The organism is Pseudoalteromonas distincta (assembly GCF_000814675.1).
In the GTDB taxonomy this organism is placed as follows: Bacteria; Pseudomonadota; Gammaproteobacteria; order Enterobacterales; family Alteromonadaceae; genus Pseudoalteromonas; species Pseudoalteromonas distincta.
This window is the reverse complement of sequence record NZ_JWIG01000001.1, coordinates 420,629-439,858: the sequence shown is the minus strand read 5'-3', so window position 1 is coordinate 439,858 and position 19,230 is coordinate 420,629. Positions and strand designations below refer to the sequence as shown.

At 40.2% G+C, this 19,230-nt stretch carries 20 protein-coding genes; 13 read left to right on the top strand and 7 right to left on the bottom strand.

Annotation, left to right across the window (positions count from 1 at the left end; genetic code table 11):
- The first annotated feature begins 8 nt into the window (after positions 1-8).
- Entirely contained in the window at positions 9-509 is a 501-nt protein-coding gene (locus QT16_RS01885; protein ID WP_024604361.1) for a DUF1543 domain-containing protein, read from the top strand.
- A gap of 33 nt (positions 510-542) precedes the next feature.
- On the opposite strand, the gene QT16_RS01880 is transcribed toward QT16_RS01885, so the two are convergent.
- The gene (locus QT16_RS01880; protein WP_007581571.1) at positions 543-770 is read right to left on the bottom strand and encodes a hypothetical protein; all 228 of its coding nucleotides are present in this window, start codon (positions 768-770) and stop codon (positions 543-545) included.
- Between the two features lie 132 nt (positions 771-902).
- Between QT16_RS01880 and QT16_RS01875 the strand changes: the two genes are divergently transcribed.
- Positions 903-2,153 (top strand): multifunctional CCA addition/repair protein, encoded by a 1,251-nt coding sequence (locus QT16_RS01875; protein WP_039485010.1) that lies wholly within the window; start codon positions 903-905, stop codon positions 2,151-2,153.
- A gap of 5 nt (positions 2,154-2,158) precedes the next feature.
- On the opposite strand, the gene QT16_RS20850 is transcribed toward QT16_RS01875, so the two are convergent.
- The 3 genes from QT16_RS20850 to pdsR all read right to left on the bottom strand — a co-directional run bounded on the left by QT16_RS20850 (position 2,159) and on the right by pdsR (position 5,418).
- Positions 2,159-2,323: a hypothetical protein gene (locus QT16_RS20850; protein ID WP_167334954.1), complete on the bottom strand. Its 165-nt coding sequence runs from the start codon at positions 2,321-2,323 to the stop codon at positions 2,159-2,161.
- Positions 2,324-2,590: 267 nt separating this feature from the next.
- A complete protein-coding gene (gene pdsS / locus QT16_RS01870) occupies positions 2,591-4,729 on the bottom strand; it encodes a proteobacterial dedicated sortase system histidine kinase (protein WP_039485005.1) in 2,139 nt (712 codons plus the stop codon).
- The gene (pdsR, locus tag QT16_RS01865; protein WP_039486017.1) at positions 4,729-5,418 is read right to left on the bottom strand and encodes a proteobacterial dedicated sortase system response regulator; all 690 of its coding nucleotides are present in this window, start codon (positions 5,416-5,418) and stop codon (positions 4,729-4,731) included. The genes pdsS and pdsR overlap by 1 nt, the downstream gene beginning before the upstream one ends.
- A gap of 204 nt (positions 5,419-5,622) precedes the next feature.
- On the opposite strand from pdsR, the gene pdsO reads away from it, so the two are divergent.
- Genes pdsO through QT16_RS20500 form a run of 3 tightly spaced genes read left to right on the top strand, consistent with a single transcriptional unit; the run spans position 5,623 to position 9,011 of the window.
- Positions 5,623-6,354: a sortase-associated OmpA-like protein PdsO gene (pdsO, locus tag QT16_RS01860; RefSeq protein WP_039485002.1), complete on the top strand. Its 732-nt coding sequence runs from the start codon at positions 5,623-5,625 to the stop codon at positions 6,352-6,354.
- Between the two features lie 36 nt (positions 6,355-6,390).
- Positions 6,391-8,409, top strand: a complete 2,019-nt coding sequence (locus QT16_RS01855; RefSeq protein WP_039484999.1) for a marine proteobacterial sortase target protein — start codon at positions 6,391-6,393, stop codon at positions 8,407-8,409.
- On the top strand, positions 8,406-9,011 hold the full coding sequence (locus tag QT16_RS20500; protein ID WP_082007339.1) for a class GN sortase: 606 nt from the start codon (positions 8,406-8,408) through the stop codon (positions 9,009-9,011). Before QT16_RS01855 ends, QT16_RS20500 begins: the two co-directional genes overlap by 4 nt.
- Here QT16_RS20500 and QT16_RS01850 read toward each other — a convergent pair.
- Positions 8,906-9,865, bottom strand: a complete 960-nt coding sequence (locus QT16_RS01850) for a DMT family transporter (protein WP_024597327.1) — start codon at positions 9,863-9,865, stop codon at positions 8,906-8,908. The genes QT16_RS20500 and QT16_RS01850 overlap by 106 nt on opposite strands.
- Positions 9,866-9,984: 119 nt before the next feature.
- On the opposite strand from QT16_RS01850, the gene proB reads away from it, so the two are divergent.
- From proB to QT16_RS01825, 5 genes are all read left to right on the top strand, one after another.
- On the top strand, positions 9,985-11,088 hold the full coding sequence (gene proB, locus QT16_RS01845) for a glutamate 5-kinase (protein ID WP_039484993.1): 1,104 nt from the start codon (positions 9,985-9,987) through the stop codon (positions 11,086-11,088).
- A gap of 101 nt (positions 11,089-11,189) precedes the next feature.
- On the top strand, positions 11,190-12,164 hold the full coding sequence (locus QT16_RS01840; RefSeq protein WP_039484990.1) for a GGDEF domain-containing protein: 975 nt from the start codon (positions 11,190-11,192) through the stop codon (positions 12,162-12,164).
- A gap of 56 nt (positions 12,165-12,220) precedes the next feature.
- Positions 12,221-12,580, top strand: a complete 360-nt coding sequence (locus QT16_RS01835; RefSeq protein ID WP_002961611.1) for a glutaredoxin family protein — start codon at positions 12,221-12,223, stop codon at positions 12,578-12,580.
- A 39-nt stretch (positions 12,581-12,619) separates the two neighbouring features.
- Positions 12,620-14,104 carry a glutamate--tRNA ligase gene (gene gltX / locus QT16_RS01830; protein WP_002961608.1) on the top strand — a complete coding sequence of 495 codons (1,485 nt, stop codon included), beginning with the start codon at positions 12,620-12,622 and terminating at the stop codon, positions 14,102-14,104.
- Between the two features lie 163 nt (positions 14,105-14,267).
- Positions 14,268-14,567, top strand: a complete 300-nt coding sequence (locus QT16_RS01825; RefSeq protein WP_039484979.1) for a hypothetical protein — start codon at positions 14,268-14,270, stop codon at positions 14,565-14,567.
- A 16-nt stretch (positions 14,568-14,583) separates the two neighbouring features.
- Here the strand turns inward: QT16_RS01825 and QT16_RS01820 are convergent, their stop codons facing one another.
- Positions 14,584-14,976: a hypothetical protein gene (locus QT16_RS01820; protein ID WP_039484976.1), complete on the bottom strand. Its 393-nt coding sequence runs from the start codon at positions 14,974-14,976 to the stop codon at positions 14,584-14,586.
- 104 nt (positions 14,977-15,080) lie between these two features.
- Entirely contained in the window at positions 15,081-15,950 is an 870-nt protein-coding gene (locus tag QT16_RS01815) for a CPBP family intramembrane glutamic endopeptidase (protein WP_039484972.1), read from the bottom strand.
- Positions 15,951-16,062: 112 nt separating this feature from the next.
- Between QT16_RS01815 and QT16_RS01810 the strand changes: the two genes are divergently transcribed.
- The 3 genes from QT16_RS01810 (at position 16,063) to QT16_RS01800 (ending at position 19,228) form a co-directional block, all read left to right on the top strand.
- A complete protein-coding gene (locus QT16_RS01810) occupies positions 16,063-16,764 on the top strand; it encodes a DUF3581 domain-containing protein (RefSeq protein WP_039484969.1) in 702 nt (233 codons plus the stop codon).
- A gap of 176 nt (positions 16,765-16,940) precedes the next feature.
- Positions 16,941-18,188 carry a DEAD/DEAH box helicase gene (locus tag QT16_RS01805; protein WP_039484965.1) on the top strand — a complete coding sequence of 416 codons (1,248 nt, stop codon included), beginning with the start codon at positions 16,941-16,943 and terminating at the stop codon, positions 18,186-18,188.
- A 59-nt stretch (positions 18,189-18,247) separates the two neighbouring features.
- A complete protein-coding gene (locus tag QT16_RS01800; protein ID WP_039484959.1) occupies positions 18,248-19,228 on the top strand; it encodes a sensor domain-containing diguanylate cyclase in 981 nt (326 codons plus the stop codon).
- The last annotated feature ends 2 nt before the right edge of the window (positions 19,229-19,230 follow it).

Here is a 19,230-nt window from a genome sequence, read left to right as displayed (position 1 = left end):
GGAAAAGCATGCAGTTATTTATGGTGTATTTAGGTGGCCGGATTCAAGGTTGCCACATTGAAATGCACGATATTCGCTTTGTAGTAGGGGAGAATATAGAGCAAACCTACTCAAAGTTAAAAAGCCAATGGGTAGGCGACAGAAGTAGTGTTCACATGGATAGCTACATGGCAATTAATCATATTGATGGCTTTAAAGTAGAAGTTGTTGATAGCTATGTGGAGCAAAATAAACAACTCTATTTTGTAAATTTAGGCGCTTACAGAAGTGATTCCATGGCTGAGCAACATGACTTTGCACTGTATGTTGCAAGCAGTAGCCATGAAGCTAAAGAGCGCGCTAAAAACGATTTGCTCGCAGGGCTTAGTCATATTCATAAAGATGATTTACATGATGTAGACGATTGCTTTGCCATTGATTTACTCGACAGCCAGCTAAACATTAAGCTCACGCCTAGTGGGCAAGCTCAAGCAATTAAACCAGATTGGTTTGGGTACCACGTACTTTAAATAAATAGAGCGCTCTAAAAAGATAAAGCAGGATTAAGAATCCTGCTCGTTTTGCTCATCTTTTTCGCTTTTAGCCGCCATTTTAAACGCCACAATAACCAACCCAAACATAGCAAACGGCAGTGCTGCCAACATGTATTCAACCACATTACTGTCTTGAAAATTTGCTTGTAGTAAAAAGTGACCCGCCACACACATCAAAATAACCACTAATAAAATGGGTAGTAACATGAGTTCTTTTTTTGATGAATGGTTTTTCATTAATTGTGAGGCTATAGCTAAAAATAATGCGCCATTGTAATGAGCTTACTTAAGCTTGGCAAATACCGCAGAATTTTTTAATTAATGATATGATTAGCGTCAAACAATTGGGCAAGTGTTATTGGGAATAAAGTGAAAAGTAACTTAAAACAAGTTTACCTCGTTGGCGGTGCAGTGCGCGACAAACTGCTAAATATAAAATCAAAAGATAACGACTATGTAGTGATTGGGGAAACACCAAAAACGATGGAATCGCTTGGTTTTGTGCCAATAGGTAGTGACTTTCCGGTTTACTTACACCCAAAAACAAAAGAAGAATATGCACTAGGGCGCACAGAGCGTAAAAGTGGCAAAGGCTATACTGGCTTTGTAGTTGATGCCAGCCCAACGGTAACGCTCGAAGAAGATTTAGCAAGGCGCGATTTGACCATAAATTCAATGGCGCTTGATGAACACGGTAATATTATTGACCCGTTTAATGGCCAAACTGACTTACAAAATAAAACACTGCGCCACACCACTGAGGCATTTGTAGAAGACCCTGTTCGAGTACTGCGTATTGCCCGTTTTTTAGCGCGCTATGGCAGTGATTGGCGTATTCACCCAAGTACCTATGCATTAATGCGCGAGCTTAAAAATAAAGGTGAGCTAAATCATTTAGTACCTGAGCGCGTGTGGCTTGAAACTGAAAAAGCACTGGGTGAAAAGCACCCTGAGCTTTATTTTGAAGCACTGCAAGGTTTAGGTATTTTTCCAGAACTTGAGCGCATGGTTAATGTACCGCAACCGGCAAACCATCATCCTGAAGGGGATGTGTTTGTGCATACTATGTTGGTACTTAGGCGTGCAGCCGATTTAAATTTTAACTTAGAAGCACGTTTTGCTGCACTTACCCATGATTTTGGAAAAGCGCTTAGTTTTAAAAAGCATGGAAACCTACGTGGGCACGAACGCGAAGGTGTTGCAGTTATTGAGGCGTTTTGTGAGCGCTTAAAAGTGCCTAACCGTTTTCGTGATGTTGGCGTACTCACCAGTGATAATCACACCCTTTGCCATACAATTGATCAGTTAAGGCCGCAAACCATTCACAAGCTAATAGTGACTAACTTAAATGCGTTGGTACACCCAGAACGTTTTATAGCGTTTACCCAAGCATGCCAATGTGATGCACAAGGGCGTGGTGAAACACTGGTCGATAAGCCATACCCGCAAGCAGCTAAGCTGCGAGCAATTCATACTGAACTGCAAAAAATGGATAAGAAACAAGTAGTGCAAGATGCACTTAAAAATGGCAAAAAAGGCCCTGAAATAGGCGAAGAAGTAAAACTTGCAGAAATAAACTGTATTAAAGCATTTTTAGAACATGAGAAGTCCCAAGCGTAATAAAATTAGACTAAGTAGTGCGATACGCCTTGGTTTTTAGTCGCGTCGTGCTTTCTTAGCTCTTTGTAATTGGTGTTTTTTGGTTTTACCTCTTCAGACTTGGGCTTTTTAGAGGGCCAGTATAAGTCAAAAATAAAGTCTAGTTCTTCACGCTCTAGTGATGGTTTCATGAGTATTCCTTCAATTTAATACTTTAATATGATGTAGGGTATGGTCATTCGACTGAATAAAAAGTGAATAGTTACATTTGAAGTTGTACTAAATTGTAACCGGCAGGTTTTAAGGGATGAGAGGAGTTTATTTGTTAATTTATATGGAGTTAAGGTAAATTAAAGTAACTCTTTTTAACTAAAAATATACAGCTGAATTTAATTTATTACGTACTTACTATTTGCATATAATGCAGTGGCTATAAATATAACGGTATAAATACAGCCCTAACCATTAGCTAACGGCAGTGTTACGGTAAACACGACACCATCACCTTGTTCGTTGTTTTGCGCGGTTACACTGCCTTTGTGGTAGTCGCACACCAGCCTTACAATATAAAGCCCTAATCCCAAATGTGGCTGTTGCTGCATTTGCTGGCTACGTACCGACACCATTGAATCAAAAATATGCTCAGTTAACCCTTCGGGTAAAGCAGGGCCTGTGTTCCTCACTGTTAATGTTGCTTTGTTTTCGCTCTGCTTTAGGCTTACATTAATAGCCGTATTGGCTTCACTGAACTCCAGCGCGTTATTAATAAGTTTATCAAGCAGCTGAGCTATAAACTCCGGTGCACCTTGCATTGGTAATTTGTTTTGGCATACATCAAGCGTAAATAACTGGTTTGGGTAAGTAAGCTGATAGCCTTGCATACAGCCATTTATTACTTTTTGTAAATAAAAAGGCTCAGGCTCGTTGCTTTGAATACTCTGCTCAAGGCGAGTGGCTTCGCTCATGGTGGTTATTATTTTACCTAAGCGTTCAACGCCTTCGCTGGCGCGATCAAGGTATTTTTGACTCAGCTCGTTTTGTGGCAAGCTTTGTAAGTTCTCGAGTGACGAGCGCACTACGGCAACCGGCGTTCGCAGCTCATGCGACAACCGCGACGACATATTCTCTAAGTAATCGGTATAGCCACCAAGTCGGCTCACAATGTTTGAAAAACTACGAGACAGGTCGCCAATTTCATCGTTAGCGTCGCTGTAATTAATACTGCCAGTAACACGCCCTTGTGCATCAATTGCTTGCTCAGCTGTATCGCGCAGCCGCCTAATTCGGTTCGATATACGTGAGGCAAAAAAGAACAAGGTGACAGTACCAATTAGCATCACAGCTAAAATAACGTTAAAGAGTTTTTCAAGTGACTTGTTACGCAGCGTACGTACGCCGTTTGTGGTTTCCTCTGCTATTACCGCGCCAATTACTTGGTCTTGAATCCAAATAGGGTAAGCGGCCGATAAAATAACGGCTTTACTGTCGGGTGTTAATCGCCAAGACGATGCTGGTTGTCCTTTTAATGCTTTCGCTAAATGTGTGCCCTGCATAGAGGCTACATCGTGCAGGGTATCTAAAAACTCATTTTCGGGGCGCGTTAATATTTTATAGTAAATTGGGTGTAAGTAATTTTGCTCAAAGCGTTGCCACCAAGTTTCAGGTGCTTTATTAGCAAGCCCATCAGCCCATACGCCATCTGCATTTTGAATAGTACCCGATTGCGCAAGTACACGATGATGGTTATCAACCACCCAAATGCGGCTACCACTGTGGCCCATACCTTTTAAAATACGGCTAATTTCTGGGGAAGGGACTAATACCGAGCCCAAATCGTTTGGGTTATTTAAGTTTGAGGTCGACATTATTTTAGGCTCTAATAATGCCTCTTTATTATCAACGTCAACAATAGCAAAGCCAAGTTTGTTGCCTAGCATGCTAATAGGAAAGCGCAGCTCTACGTTATAACCTGATTCAGTACTTTCAAAATAGCCCTGAATTTTTGTAAAAGGGGCTTTGGTATTTGCATCAAACGCATTAACCCAGCCATCTTGGCGCGGCGCAATAATGTAAGTATTAAACTGGCCGTTAGGCGTTTTTAAGCCAATTTGTAAATAATCGTTATTGGTAATGCTTAAGCTATTTTTAGCGCGATAAATAAGGGTATTGTCGGTTACTTTAAATACGGCGTATAAGTAGTTATCAAACTTTCCTACCATGTGATCGAACGATAAGTCACTGGCTTGATGTTTGTTATCTGTTTTTTGTAAGTAGCGCTTGTCGTAATGCCAAAATAGCGGTTGATAGCTGTCCCAATCGTTAAGTTTACCGTCGAGCTGAATAGGGTTTTTAAGATTATAAGCGTATAAATCGCGACCTTTTACAACTTGGTCTAAAAAGTTGGTTTGCTCGTCAAATAATGCAGGGCGCTCATGTAATGCGGTAGCAAGTGCGCGAGTAGTGCCTACGAGGGTTTTTTCTTGGCCTTGGCGTAAAAACTTTTCCATTTCCCATACGTACTCGTAGCCAAGCCACGGCAGCAAAAACAAAAAACATGAAAGTAATATAAATTTACTGCGCAGACCAAATCGTAGCATTAGTGTTGTTCCCACCGATAGCCCATACCGTACACAGTATCTATACAATCAAAGGTGCTATCGAGTGCTATAAACTTTTTACGAATACGTTTTACGTGTGAAGTAATAGTGCTGTCGTCTACATAAATTTTTGCATCGCTCATTAAATCGTTACGGCTTTTAACATGGCCTGGTCGCTGGGCGAGTGAATGCAGCATCCAAAATTCGGTTACGGTTAAATCAACTAATTGTTGCTGCCAAAATACCTGCATACGTTGCGTGTCGAGCGTTAACTGCCCGCGTGTTATGAGGGCGTTTGCATCAGCGGGTTGTTCAAGTGCTTCCATTCGGCGAAACAGCGCACCAATACGTGCAGCCAAGTGAGCCAAGCTTATGTCTTTTGTTAGGTAGTCGTCGGCGCCCATGCGCAGGCCGCATACAGTATCTATTTCGCTATCGCGGGCGGTTAAAAAAATAATAGGCAGTGTTTTAGAAAGCGAACGCAATGTTTGGCACAGTAAAAAACCACCATCTATTTCATGGCCTAGGCCAATATCAACAATGGCTAAATCGGGCAGGGCGTTTTTAAATGCAGCTTCAGCGCTGGCGCGATTTTCAAAGCCACTTACTTGGTAGCCCTGTGCGCTCAGCATTTCTATGTAGTTTTCGCGGATTGCGGGTTCATCTTCAACGATGGCTATTTTTTTCATTTTAATCATTATCCTATCGGCTCTGTTGTGCACTATATCGAAGTTTTTAAGCTAAGTAAGGTTAAAAAGGCAATTGCCACTTTTTTGCCACAATTGCTCAGCAGTTTGCCATTTTTGATCCCCTTTGCTGCCACTTGAGCTTGTTTTAATACACCCATCAAAACAAAACATCACAAATTAAAAAGTAAGTTTAAGGATCAAATCATGAAGAAGACATTAATTGCGTTAACACTCGTTGCTAGTTTTTGTACTCCAGCAATTGCCTCAACATCTAACACGCCATCAAAAGAAGCCCATAAAGAAACGGCTATTGGGCTAGGTGCAGGCGCTATTATTGGCGGCGTAGTGGGCGGACCAATTGGTGCGTTTATTGGGGCATTTGCCGGTGGCTTAATAGGTGATTCAAAAGTAGCTGATAACAAAATTGCAGAGCAAGAGCGTGCAATTACGGTCATGAAAGAAAAAACCAGCGATTACCAACACGTGCTTAACCACAATAATATGTTAGAGCAACAGCTAGAAGTGCTTGCCAATCAAAATGAGCAGTTAACTCAAGTTCAAATTAATAACTTATTGGCGATGACGGTGCAATTTAAAACAGGTTCAAGTGTTATTGCCCCGCATTTTGCGCTGCAGTTAGACCAACTCGTTACCTTGTTAAACAACCAACCACAACTCGCACTTGATTTAAGTGGCTTTGCCGATCAACGCGGCGATAAGCAAGCCAACCTTTTACTTTCTAAAGCGCGTGTAAATGCCGTGCAAAGCTATTTAATAAAACACGGCGTGAGCCACAAACGCTTAAGTACGCAGGCATTTGGCGAGCAGCAAACATTGGCTAACAGCAACACGGTGGAAGATAACTTTTTTGATAGACGCGTAACGCTTACCACTCGCTCAATGAACCCTGTAAATGGCCAAACGGCGAGTAACTAAAACTATTTAAAACAAAGCGTTCGATGGAGTGATTTTATGTTGAGTAAACCAACCAAAATGCTTACTAAAGTAAGCATTTTTATATTCATAGCGATTGTGCTGTTAGCGAGCTTTAAAAGCCAAGCGCAATCACCCAAGTTAGAACTTTTTGATAGCAATGGTGCGCCAGCAGGCCCCGCAATAATATTAAAAAGCGACGCCAATATGACCTTAACCGGCCTAATTAATCATGTTGTAGTAACGCAAACCTATCAAAACGAAAACCCGTTTGCAGTTAACGCGCGCTACGTTTTTCCATTGCCAGATGAAAGCGCTGTGCACGCCATGACAATGCGTATAGGTGAGCGAGTCATTAAAGGCCAAATTGATAAAAAAGTGGAAGCCGAAAAAAAATACGAGGAGGCTAAAAAAGCAGGTAACCAAGCGGCCCTTGTACGCCAGCAACGCGCCAATATGTTTATTACTAATGTGGCAAATATTGGCCCTGGTGAGCAAGTGATTATTGAGCTTGAGTATCAAGAAATAATTGATTACAGCAGCGGTACATTCGCTATTAGGTTTCCTACTACCATTACACCGCGTTATCACGCGATTAGTGGTGAGGTTGAGGTGAGTACTCAGAACCAAACGCATGTTAACTCACTCCCAACGGGATGGTTAAGCCCTGTTTACAGCATTCAAAGCAGTAATCAAAATGATAACGTACCAAGCAGCCAATTTAGCTTAAACATTGATATAGACGTAGGCTTAGAGCTGGTGGATATCAATTCTAAATTTCATAATGTTGATGTGCAAAACACCGCGTTTGGACAATATAAAATAGCGTTAAATGAGACAAATACAGTTAATCGCGACTTTGTACTTGAGTTTAAACCGCTGCAAAAAGAGCAAGCTCAAGCTGCATTTTTTACTCAGCAGTTTGAAAATGGTGACCGATACGGGCTTGCTATGCTAATGCCACCAGGGGATCATTTTACACAAACTCAACGCTTACCTCGCGAAATGGTATTTGTAGTTGATACGTCAGGCTCTATGCACGGGCAATCTATGGAGCAAGCTAAAAAAGCGTTGTTTTATGCACTGTCATTACTTGATAGCGACGACAGCTTTAACATTATTGGTTTTGACAACATAGTGACTCCAATGAGCGATAAACCACTTATAGCCAGTGACTTTAATTTACGCCGTGCAGAGCGATTTATTTATAGCCTAGAAGCCGACGGCGGCACAGAAATACAAGGTGCGCTTAATGCCGTACTTGATGGCAGCGAGTTTGATGGTTTTGTACGCCAAGTTGTATTTTTAACTGATGGTAGCGTAAGTAATGAAGATGCATTATTTAAAAATATTCAAAATAAATTAGGTGATAGCCGCTTATTTACAGTGGGTATTGGCAGCGCACCTAACAGCTTTTTTATGCGCCGAGCGGCAGATGTCGGTAAGGGCTCATTTACGTTTATAGGCAGCACAAGCGAGGTGCAACCTAAAATGCAGCAGTTGTTTGATAAGCTTGCACATCCGGCTATTACTAATTTGGCGCTAAGCGATGAAAGCGGTAACAACTTAGATTTTTGGCCATCACCACTACCTGATTTATATTTTGGCGAGCCTATTATGGTCGCTATAAAACTTAATAATGCTAAAAGTGTGGTACTTGCTGGGCAAACAGCACAAGGGCCTTTAAGTATTAAATTAAGTACACAAAATAGCTCAAGCGCTCAAGGTATAGCAAAACTGTGGGCGCGCCAAAAAATCAAGTCATTACTTTTATACAACGAGCAAAGTGTAGTTAAAGGTGAAGTACAGGAGCTTGCGCTTACTCATCAATTACTTAGCCCGTTTACTGCTTTTATAGCGATTGAACAAACTCAAATAAAAGAAGTGGCAGAGCAAACGGCGCAAGCTACTAATGCAGTACCGCAAGGTATGGCAATGCGCTTACCGCAAACCGATGGGCAAAGCAGGTTACATATATTGCTAGGTTGTATTTTATTATTGGGATTTGGCGCCCTTAAAATAAACCGATCATTTAAATTAAGCAGGGCACGTAAATGAAAAAGTGGCTAAGCGTGGGTTTACTAATAGCTGGGCTTGGATTATTTGGTCACGGCGCTTATATGCAGGCAAAAGCATGGCTTGCTCAAGTATTAATTGAGCAAGCATGGCAAGAGGCACTTAAATCACCCAGCACCAAAGTAAAACCGTGGTATTACTCCGATAGCTACGTGACTGCAAAGCTTGATTGGCCAAGTCATAATAAAACATTAAGTGTATTGGCTGGAGCGAGTGGTCGTAATTTAGCGTTTGCGCCTAGCCAATTTTTACCTGCAGGGGAGCTGGGCGGAAAAGAGTTTGGAAACGAAAAGGGCGCGTTAATAGCAGGGCATAACGACACCCACTTTGCATTTTTACAAAAGGCCAAAGTGGGAGAGGCGTTTACTTTGCAACTGCAAAGTGGGGTGATTCAAAATTATAAGGTAACGGGGATTGAGGTTATTCATCAATCCCAAAACTCATTTTTACAAACACCTGGACTGTATTTGCTTACCTGTTACCCTTTTGATTCGCTTGCCTCGGGTACTGATTTAAGATTGCTTGTATCTGCGCAAATGTCTTCGCCTGATTCACTAAGCGGTATATCAACCACGAGTTCTTGATGGCGCTGGCTTACCATTACGCCAATAAATACCACAAATATGCTCAGCCATTGCCAAACGTTGAGCACTTCGCCCAAAATAATAGCTGACAAAATAAGTGTAAAAATAGGAATTAAATTAGAGTACGCAGCAGCGGTTAATACCGATACCTTGCTAATTGCATAGTTGTACATGCCGTAGCCGCCAAGGGTTACACACGAACCTAAATACAAAATGCTCATGAGCGCAGTTAAGTCGTGTTGATTTTCGCTTGGTAGGTCGATAAAAAATAAAAACGGCGCAAAAAACAAGCTGCCGCTAATACCTTGCAACGCAATTAAAGTCAGGGGCGAGTAGCGATTAGCTAAATGTTTAATACTTACGGTATAAAATGCAGCGCACACCATAGCCATAAGCTCTAAAAAGTTACCTAGTAACGGATTAGGTGCTTGGTCGGTACTTGGTGAAAGAAGCGTAAGTAAAATACTGCCACCTATACACAGCGTAAAACCGACAACAATGGCTTTGCTTATATGCTCTTTAAGTAATACAAAGGCAAGCAACGCAATAATAATAGGTAAGCAAGAGACAATAACACCGGCCTGCGAGGCTGATGTGTATTCCATTGCATGGCCTTCAAATAAAAAGTATAAGCAAGGCTCAGCAAGCGACATACCCACTAAATACTTCCAGTCACCTTTTAAATACTCAAACCGAATAACGTAGCGCCATAAACAAAGCGACAAAACTAACGTGGTGAGCATGCGTAAAAATATCACCAATGCAGGGTCGTAAATAGCAATGGCGTATTTAAGCGCAATAAAAGAGCTGCCCCATAAAAAGGTGGCAATAATTAAACATAAACTGGCAGGCATAGAGAGTAATTTACTTAATTTAATAAAATCAGATCCTAGCATGAATATTTTTAACTTGTTCAAAAATACCGAGCTGGTATAAATTAATTCATCTTTAATTAATCAGTAGTAAAAAGCACATGCAAAGGGAACAGGTAATAGTTGTAAAGCTTGGTACAAGCGTACTCACTGGCGGCACCGATAAGCTAGACAAAGCACATATGGTTGAATTAGTACGCCAATGCTGCGAGCTTAAAAAGCAGGGTCATCACGTTATTTTAGTATCGAGCGGTGCAGTTGCTGCTGGGCGCGAACAACTATTAAAACCCTGTGGCAGAAGCTTAATTGATAAACAAATGCTTGCTGCAATTGGACAAGGTCAACTTATTCATATTTGGCAGAGCTTGTTTGCTTTATATGGGGTAAATGTAGGGCAAATGCTGCTTACTCGCGCTGATGTAGACGACAGAGAGCGCTACCTTAATGCCCGCGATACACTCAATGCGTTATTAAATTACGACGTTGTGCCCATCATTAACGAAAATGACGCAGTCGCTACCAGTGAAATAAAAGTAGGCGACAACGATAATTTATCGGCACTTGTTGCTATTTTGGCTAATGCTAATAAATTATTGCTACTTACCGATCAAGAAGGGTTATTTACCAGCGATCCTCGCACCAATGCCGATGCCACCCTCATTGGTGAAGTAACACATATAAACGATGAGCTGCGCCAACTTGCTGGTGGCAGTGGTACAAATTTAGGCACCGGCGGTATGGCGACTAAACTGCAAGCCGCCGACATTGCAAGGCGTGCAGGTGTTGAAGTTATTATTGCAAAAGGCGCAGGTAAAAACGTTATTTTAAAATGCATGAGTGACGAGTTACCTGGTACACGCTTTTTAAAACTCACCGCCCCAAAAGATGGCCGTAAAAAATGGCTACTAGCTGGGCCTAAAAGTACCGGCCAAATTGTTATAGATGCAGGTGCTATTAGTGCCCTTCAAAATAAAGGTGCAAGCTTACTTGCTAAAGGCGTTACTAATGCATTTGGACGTTTTGAAAGAGGCGATTTAATTGATTTAATAGATACTAAAAATCAAGTAATTGCACGTGGCTTAACGCGTTTTAGCAGTACCGAGGTAAATAAAATCAAAGGCGCACACTCAAATCAAATAGGTGAGTTACTTGAATACGATAGTGGTGCAGAAGTATTGCATCGCGACGACTTAGTATTACTTTAATACCTATTCTAAAGGATTAGTTAATAAGTATTACCTCATAACTTAGTAAATTCATGAGTATTGTCTAGACTAATAAAAGTTTAATTAGTTTAGGCAGTGTAATGAAGGCAAATAAGTGTGGGCACGAATGGATTATTAAGCTTACCCAGCAAGAGGAAGAAAGTGATTTAGATAGCGCATTAATACAAATAATTAGCGACTTGCTCGAAGTTGATAATTTTGCCATTTACGTCAATAAAAATTTTTCAGCCCCCATACCCCCTACTCTTATTAATCCAAATAGTAATTTAGAGCAATTAAGCCCAGATGAAGCATCATTGTTATTACAAAAGGTCACTCAAAATAAAATTAGGGTGAGCTATGCCTTTAGTAGCACAACAAGTTACGTGCCTATTTATCATTTTGGAAAAGTAGTCGGCACTTTATTAATAGAAACCGAGCAAGAATTACCAGAACGAACAACTATGTTAGCTGTACATATTTTAAATATTTATGCTAATCAGCTTGGGCTATTATATAAGTCGCGGTTAGATCCACTTACAGAGCTTTTAAATAGGCAAACATTTGATAAAAAAGTAATTGAGATTGTATCGGGTAACGGTTTTTTGTTACCAAGAAATGATAACAATAAAAAGCGACGTTGGTATTTAGCTATTGCCGATATCGACAACTTTAAAAATATTAATGATAACTACGGGCATGTAATTGGCGATGAGGTTATTTTACTTGTTGCACGGCTACTAAAAAATAATTTTAGAATAGAGGACTATGTATTTAGGTATGGCGGTGAAGAATTTGCAATGTTATTTCAAGCAAAAACAGAGGCTGATGCACATGTTGCACTTAACCGGTTACGCCTTAATGTTGCCCAATACCCCTTTCCACAAATTGGCCAATTAACCATTAGCATTGGTTTTTTAGAATTAGTGAGTATTGATACTGTATCGAGTATTGTAAATCAGGCTGATTTAGCGCTTTACTACTCTAAAAATACTGGCCGTAATAGAGTTACCTCCTACAGTGAATTAGAAGTTAATAACGAACCAAAGATAGATAACAGTATTGAGCTTTTTTGATTGTAAATTTGTGCTAAAATCTGGCTCCTTAAATTGTTGTAAGCAGAGCACAGAACATGAAATTAGTTCGTTGGTTTTTAGGTTGTATAATCTTATTCTTTAATTTTGTATTTACTCCTCGCAGTAAAAAGCGTGCAAGCGACGAGCAAGCACAGCTTGATCAGCAAACCTCACAATTTAAACTGTACCAATTTAAAGCATGCCCGTTTTGTGTAAAAGTACGCCGCGCTATTAAGCGCGAAGGCTTAAACATAGAAACGCGTGATGCAAAAAATAATGAGCAATATCGTCAAGAGCTTCTTGAGCAAGGCGGCAAAGTTAAAGTGCCTTGTCTGCGTATAGAGAAAAATGGCCAAGTACAATGGCTGTATGAATCAAACGATATTATTGCTTACTTAAACAAAGTAGCTGCATAAACCACTTTTATTATCTCACTTATTTAAAGAGAATTTACCATGACAATTCGCACCCGTGTTGCCCCGTCGCCAACTGGTGACCCGCATCTTGGCACCGCTTATATCGCCTTATTTAACTACTGTTTTGCTAAACAACAAGGCGGTGAATTTGTACTTCGTATAGAAGATACAGACCAAGTACGTAGCACGCCAGAGTCTGAACTTGCAATTATGGATAGCTTACGCTGGTTAGGGCTTGAGTGGGATCATGGTCCTGATGTGGGTGGCGAATTTGGTCCTTACCGTCAATCTGAGCGTAGCGATTTATATAAAAAATACGCGCATCAGTTAGTTGACGATGGTAAAGCGTTTTACTGCTTTGCAACAAGCGAAGAGCTTGATCAAATGCGTGAAGAGCAAATGGCAGAAGGCTTGCGCCCTAAATACGACGGTCGTGGTTTAAACCATACTGATGAAGAAATTAAAGCAAACTTAGCGGCAGGCAAACCTTACGTTATACGTATGAAAATTCCAAGCGAAGGCACATTTAAGTTTAACGACTACCTACGAGATGAAATTGAGATCCCGTGGGAAAACGTAGACATGCAAGTGCTTTTAAAAGCGGATGGTTTCCCAACGTACTTTTTAGCGAACGTAGTTGATGACCACCATATGCAAATTAGTCATATTTTCCGTGGCGAAGAGTGGATTAACTCAGCACCTAAGTTATTAAAACTTTACGAAGATTTTGGTTGGGAAGCGCCAGTACTTGGTCATTTACCATTGCTACGTAACCCAGATAAATCAAAGCTATCTAAGCGTAAAAACCCAACATCTATTAATTACTATAAAGAAATGGGTTACCTGCCAGAAGCCGTGCTTAACTACTTAGGTCGTATGGGTTGGTCAATGCCAGATGAGCGTGAAAAGTTCACACTTAATGAAATGATTGAAAACTTTGACATGAAGCGCGTATCGCTTGGTGGCCCAGTATTCGACGTGGATAAATTAAGCTGGTTAAACGGCATGTGGATCCGTGAAAATCTAACCGACGAGCAGTTAATTCAGCGCTTTGTTGATTGGAAGTTTAACGGTGAAATGTTAGCTAAAGTATTACCAGAGGCTAAAACGCGTATTAATACCCTTTCGGATATGGTTGAGCTGGCAGGGCACTTTGTAGGTGGTATTCCAACTTACGATCCTGCGCTATTAACAGCTGGTAAAGCAGACGAAAACGTAATACGCCAAGCCCTACAATTTTTTGTATGGCAGCTTGAAGGCTTACGTAGCTTTGATAAGCCCGCTATTTTTGCAATTGCAAAAGAAGTGGCTACATTCCACGAGCTTAAAATTAAAGACTTTTTAGAGCCAATTTTTGTCGCAATTACAGGCAAAACATCAAGTACGTCAGTGCTTGATGCAATGGAAATATTAGGCTCTGACTTATCACGTGCTCGTTTACGTGTAGCGCTTGCTCATTTAGGTATTTCTAAAAAGCAGGCTAAAAATATAGAGCGTGCGTACCGCGAATACCCAAGTGCATAATTGCTAAACAATGTACTTTTAAAAGCCGAGCTTAGTAAAATAAGTTCGGCTTTTTTGTTTCAGGCTGTTTAGCTATATGACATCGTATTTTGATATTGTTTAACTAAAGTATTAGTACTTAGCCCAATGATACAATAGGGAATATAAACTCATAGGAGGCAGTATGATTGCACCTGTAAAAAACAAAGCCATTTTTAGCAGTAACACATTTTCGATAAACCTTGTTACTTACCCACCCAATCACAGCGTAATGAACCATATTGACCCTGTGCAGCAAGGGCGCTATTACAAGCTCAATTTTGTATTAGAGAAACCTAAAGCGGGTGGGGTATTTAAATGCTCAAAATGCATTATAAATTTATTTAATCGCGTGTATTTCTTCAGACCCGATAAGTACGAACACAGCGTATCTAAAATCGAGTCTGGAAAGCGTGTGCTACTGAGCTTTGCGCTTAATATATAATTTGCACTTTTACTTATTAATAGTCGTAGGCCTGTCCGGTGCATAAAACAGATAGGTCGCAATACGATACAGAGGTTTCACTACAGGAATTAATAGTAAAAGCATTCCCGCCTCTGCGCATAGCATCAGCTTTAAGTAAATCAATCGCGTTTGATTTAGAGCGATTGTAACTTACATTATTGCTGCCCATACCGTCGCCATCACAGCTTTCACCTTCTATTCGGCCTAAAAGTGTTGCGCCACTTTCGTGTGCTTCTTGGTCGCTATAAAATTGCTGTAAATCTCTTTTATTAACGTAGGTGCCAATTTCTTGAGATAAAACACCGTTGTCTATATCTGTATGATAAGTCATGCCTGAACAACCAGTTATTGTGGCCAGCACTGTTATTGCCATTATAAAACGTAGCATATTTATTAGTCCCTTAATTTATTATTTAAAGTAGTAAATTACTAACAAAATCAAATGCTGGCAATGTTTGCCAACGGGTAAATTGTTAGCATTTGTAAATGTATTTAGATTTTACTGAGCATAGGGTAAGTAAACCAAAAGAAGTGGCAAACATTAACTAACCAATGGCACATAATGGCCCACTCTAAGCGCTGCGTTTTATAAAAAATATAGCCATATCCTAAGCCTGCAATAAATGAAACCAATACATAGTTAAATCCTCCTGCAAAATGTGCCAAAGCAAACACTGCTGCTGTCATTATTGGAGCAAGTAGCGCTGGGCGAGTAGATGTGATTATTTGGCTAAGTTTGGTTTGTAATAAACCTCTAAACAAAGCTTCCTCAGCTACACAGGTAAATAAAAGATTAATAGCAATAAAGGCTAACCAAAAGTTGGGCACTTTTGGGTTAAAGCTTACAAGTCCAAGTGTTAAAGCCGCAGTGAGCGAAGCTAAAACAGTAGCAATAATTATAAAAATAGGTTGTTTAACGTTTAATGGGCCTGCTTTATTAGAGTCTGCTTTTAAAGCTTTTTTATTCGAATAAAAGTAAGCACAAAGAAATAACCCAGCCATAGCTTTATCAAAATTAGCATAAAGGGTAAAAGCAATCGCATCGCTTGTAATACGCTCATCTATAACAATAGGGAGGTTATTAAAACCAGGCACCCAATGAAGTGCTAATGCCAGTGAGGAAATTATAAAAACAGTACTTAAAATAGCGCGTATTATTGCCCACTTTGCATTTAGCACACAGTAGTATAAAACAACGTAAAGCCCAGTGCTGAGCAGAGCATACAAATTTACATAACCTTGAAAATACCCACTTACTACACTTAAAGCCATTAAGTAGTGCCAAAGGGGTTGCCGCATTATTGATATTTTGCAGTACGGAAAAACACATATAATTGATAGTGCTAATAAATAAAAGGTCATTGTTTTTTATTACTCTGTTTTATTTAGCCATTAATCTAACAGATTCGACCTCTCAATATTTTTTTTCTGGTAATATAGATAGGTTATAAGCAGTTTAAGCAGTGAACAAACTATGTTAAGTCCTTTTTTTCAGCAGCATGCTGATTATGTTTCTATCTCTCGTGAGCAGGGTTGTCGCTTCGCTAAATGCGTTGCTGACGATTACAATCCACTTCATGACAAAGATGCCAAAAAGTTTTGCGCGCCAGGAGACTTACTTTTTTCATTGGTACTAGACCGCTACGGTATTAGTGAACAAATGGAATTTACTTTTGCCGGTATGGTTGATGAAAACACCAAACTACATTTCCCTGAGGGAGCAGATGAGTTTGATGTTACCAATGGCGAAAAAGTAATTTTAAAGGTAAAGCGCAGCGGTAAAACCAGCCAATGCCCAGCACTAACTAATAGTCTAATAAAAAATTATGTTGAGTTTTCTGGTACTACCTTTCCGCATGTAATTATCCCATTAATGGGCAAGCAAGAGGTAATGATAAACCCTGCTCGTCCGATGGTAATTTACGAATCAATGCTTATTAATCTTGATAACCTTGATATAACAGCGCCAGTACTTGAATTTGCAGAGCCAAGCTTTGAGTACGCCGGTAAGCGCGGAAAAATTACACTACGTTTCAACCTGTTAGAAAACGGCGTTAAAGTGGGTTGTGGTGAAAAGCACATGGTGGTTTCGGGTATTCGCGAATACTGCCAAGCAACAGTTGACGATTTAATAGCGTTTTACAACGAACGTAAAGCGACACTAAAGCCAGCTTAAAGCTACAGCAAATTAAAAAAGGCGCTAAATACAACAGTTATTTAGCGCCTTTTTTATTGTTTTAGCGCTAAAGCGAAAGAGAGCAATCACGATTAAATACTTTTCTGGACTGGTTAATTTACGCAGTACAGTAATATGCGTACAATAGCTCTCTTTGTTATTTTAAAGCTAAGCCTATGTCTGCCACTACGTTCTCATCACTTAATCTCGACCCGTTATTATTAACAGCGATTGAGCAAAATAATTACACTCAGCCTACCGCAATTCAGATTAAAACTATTCCGCCTATTTTAGCCGGAAGTGATGTAATGGGCAGCGCGCAAACAGGTACGGGTAAAACCGCCGCCTTTGTTTTACCTCTATTACATAAGCTTTTAAATACCCCTAAAAAAGATGAGCAAGGCCTTGCCCGCGTTGTAATTTTAACGCCAACACGAGAGCTTGCTCAGCAAGTATTTGCCAGCTTTGAAAAGTACGCACAAGGCACTAACATCAATGGTGCTTTAGCCTATGGTGGTGCAAGTATTGGCCCTCAAATAAAAGCACTTAAAACAGCACAAGTTATAGTGGCCACACCAGGGCGTTTGCTTGATCATATAGTTAAAGGCAGTGTGGTACTTTCAAGCGTAGACTCTTTAGTGTTTGACGAAGCTGACCGCATGCTTGATATGGGCTTTATTGATGAAATTAGACGTATATTGCGACATATCCCGGGCGATCGCCAAACTTTACTATTTTCAGCTACGTTTGATGACAGCGTGTTTGAACTCAGTAAAAAACTACTTAAAAACCCTGAGCTAATTGAAGTTGATAAACGTAACTCAGCTGCGGTTGAAGTAGAGCAAGTTATTTACGCTGTAGATGAAGATCGTAAGCGCGAACTTGTATCGCACATGATTGGCATGAAAAACTGGCGCCAAGTGCTTATTTTTACTCGCACAAAACAAATGGCCGATCAGCTTGCTAAAGAAATGTGTAAAGATGGGTTAAAAACCGAATCAATCCATGGCGATAAATCGCAAGGCGCACGTGACCGTGCATTGCAAAACTTTAAAGAGGGTATTACACGCGTACTTGTTGCAACCGACGTCGCTGCGCGTGGTTTAGATATTTCTACACTTAGATACGTAATTAATTTTGAACTGCCTTACATTGCTGAGGATTACGTACACCGTATTGGCCGTACAGGTCGCGCTGGTGAACAAGGGCTTGCTATGTCATTGGTAAGTCTTGATGAGCAATGGCTGCTAGAAGAAATTGAAGTATTACTCGATACGCGTTTAACGCCGCAGTGGTTAGAAGGTTACGAGCCTGACTTAAATAAAAAGCCCAAAGATAATCGTAAAAATACGAATAAATCTCGAAAAGATCGCGATAAAAAACGCATTACAGGTAAAAGAGAGCCAAGTAGACGTCGTAAATAATAGCTTTTACTTTACTTTTTTGCCTATACTGGAGCTATTAAATAGCCGAGGTAAAGTTAATGTTTGAAACTGATAAATGGGCATTCTCTGGTGTTGATGGCCAAATATCTTTGCATAAATGGCAAAAAACAATGGACCTTATCACGGGGCTTTTTTCAGCCCCGTCTGGTTATATAGTTCAGGCAACAAGCAAAGGCTATCGCGTTGTTATTAGAAATAACGAAGGTGGCTCAAGCTTTGAAACCAACCCGATACTTCCCCCTCAAACACCTCTTTTTTGTCGGCACGTCGCTGAAACTAATAATATTTTATATATTAATGATGCAAGCAATAACGATGCATGGAACACCCTGCCAGAAGTAGTTGAGGATGGTGTTGAATCCTACCTAGGCTTACCTATCCATTGGCCAGAAGGTGAAGTATTTGGCACGCTATGCTTAAAAGACACTAAAATAACTAGCTATACTGATGAATACTTTGAGCTCATAGAGCAATTACGCGATTTAATTGAAGACGACCTAGCGCTTGTGTATAGCTATGAGCAAATGCGCGAAATAGCCATGTTAGACTCATTAACAGATATTTATAACCGTCGAGCACTTAACTTACTAGCTCAGCAAAAGCTAAATTTAGCACTGCGTTTGGGATTCGACGTATGTTGCTTGTTTATAGATATAAACGACTTTAAAAAATTAAACGACACCTTTGGACATGAAGTAGGTGACAAAGCCTTAATTATTTTGGCGGATACGCTAAAAAACCATTTAAGAGATGCCGACATAGTAGGGCGTTTAGGTGGTGATGAGTTTGTTGCAGTAATGCAATTAAGCGATAAAAGCAAAATTAGCTACATCATGGATAAAATTTCGACTGAGTATACAAATGCTTTACTAAAAGAAGGTGTTTGCGATTTATCGCTCAGCATTGGTTATAGTTTTACTAATAAACAAAAGCAGCCCTTTGAAGCGCTATTAAATGATGCCGACCACGCAATGTATAAAAATAAACAAGCGTATAGGCTCGCTAAAAAAGCACAATAATA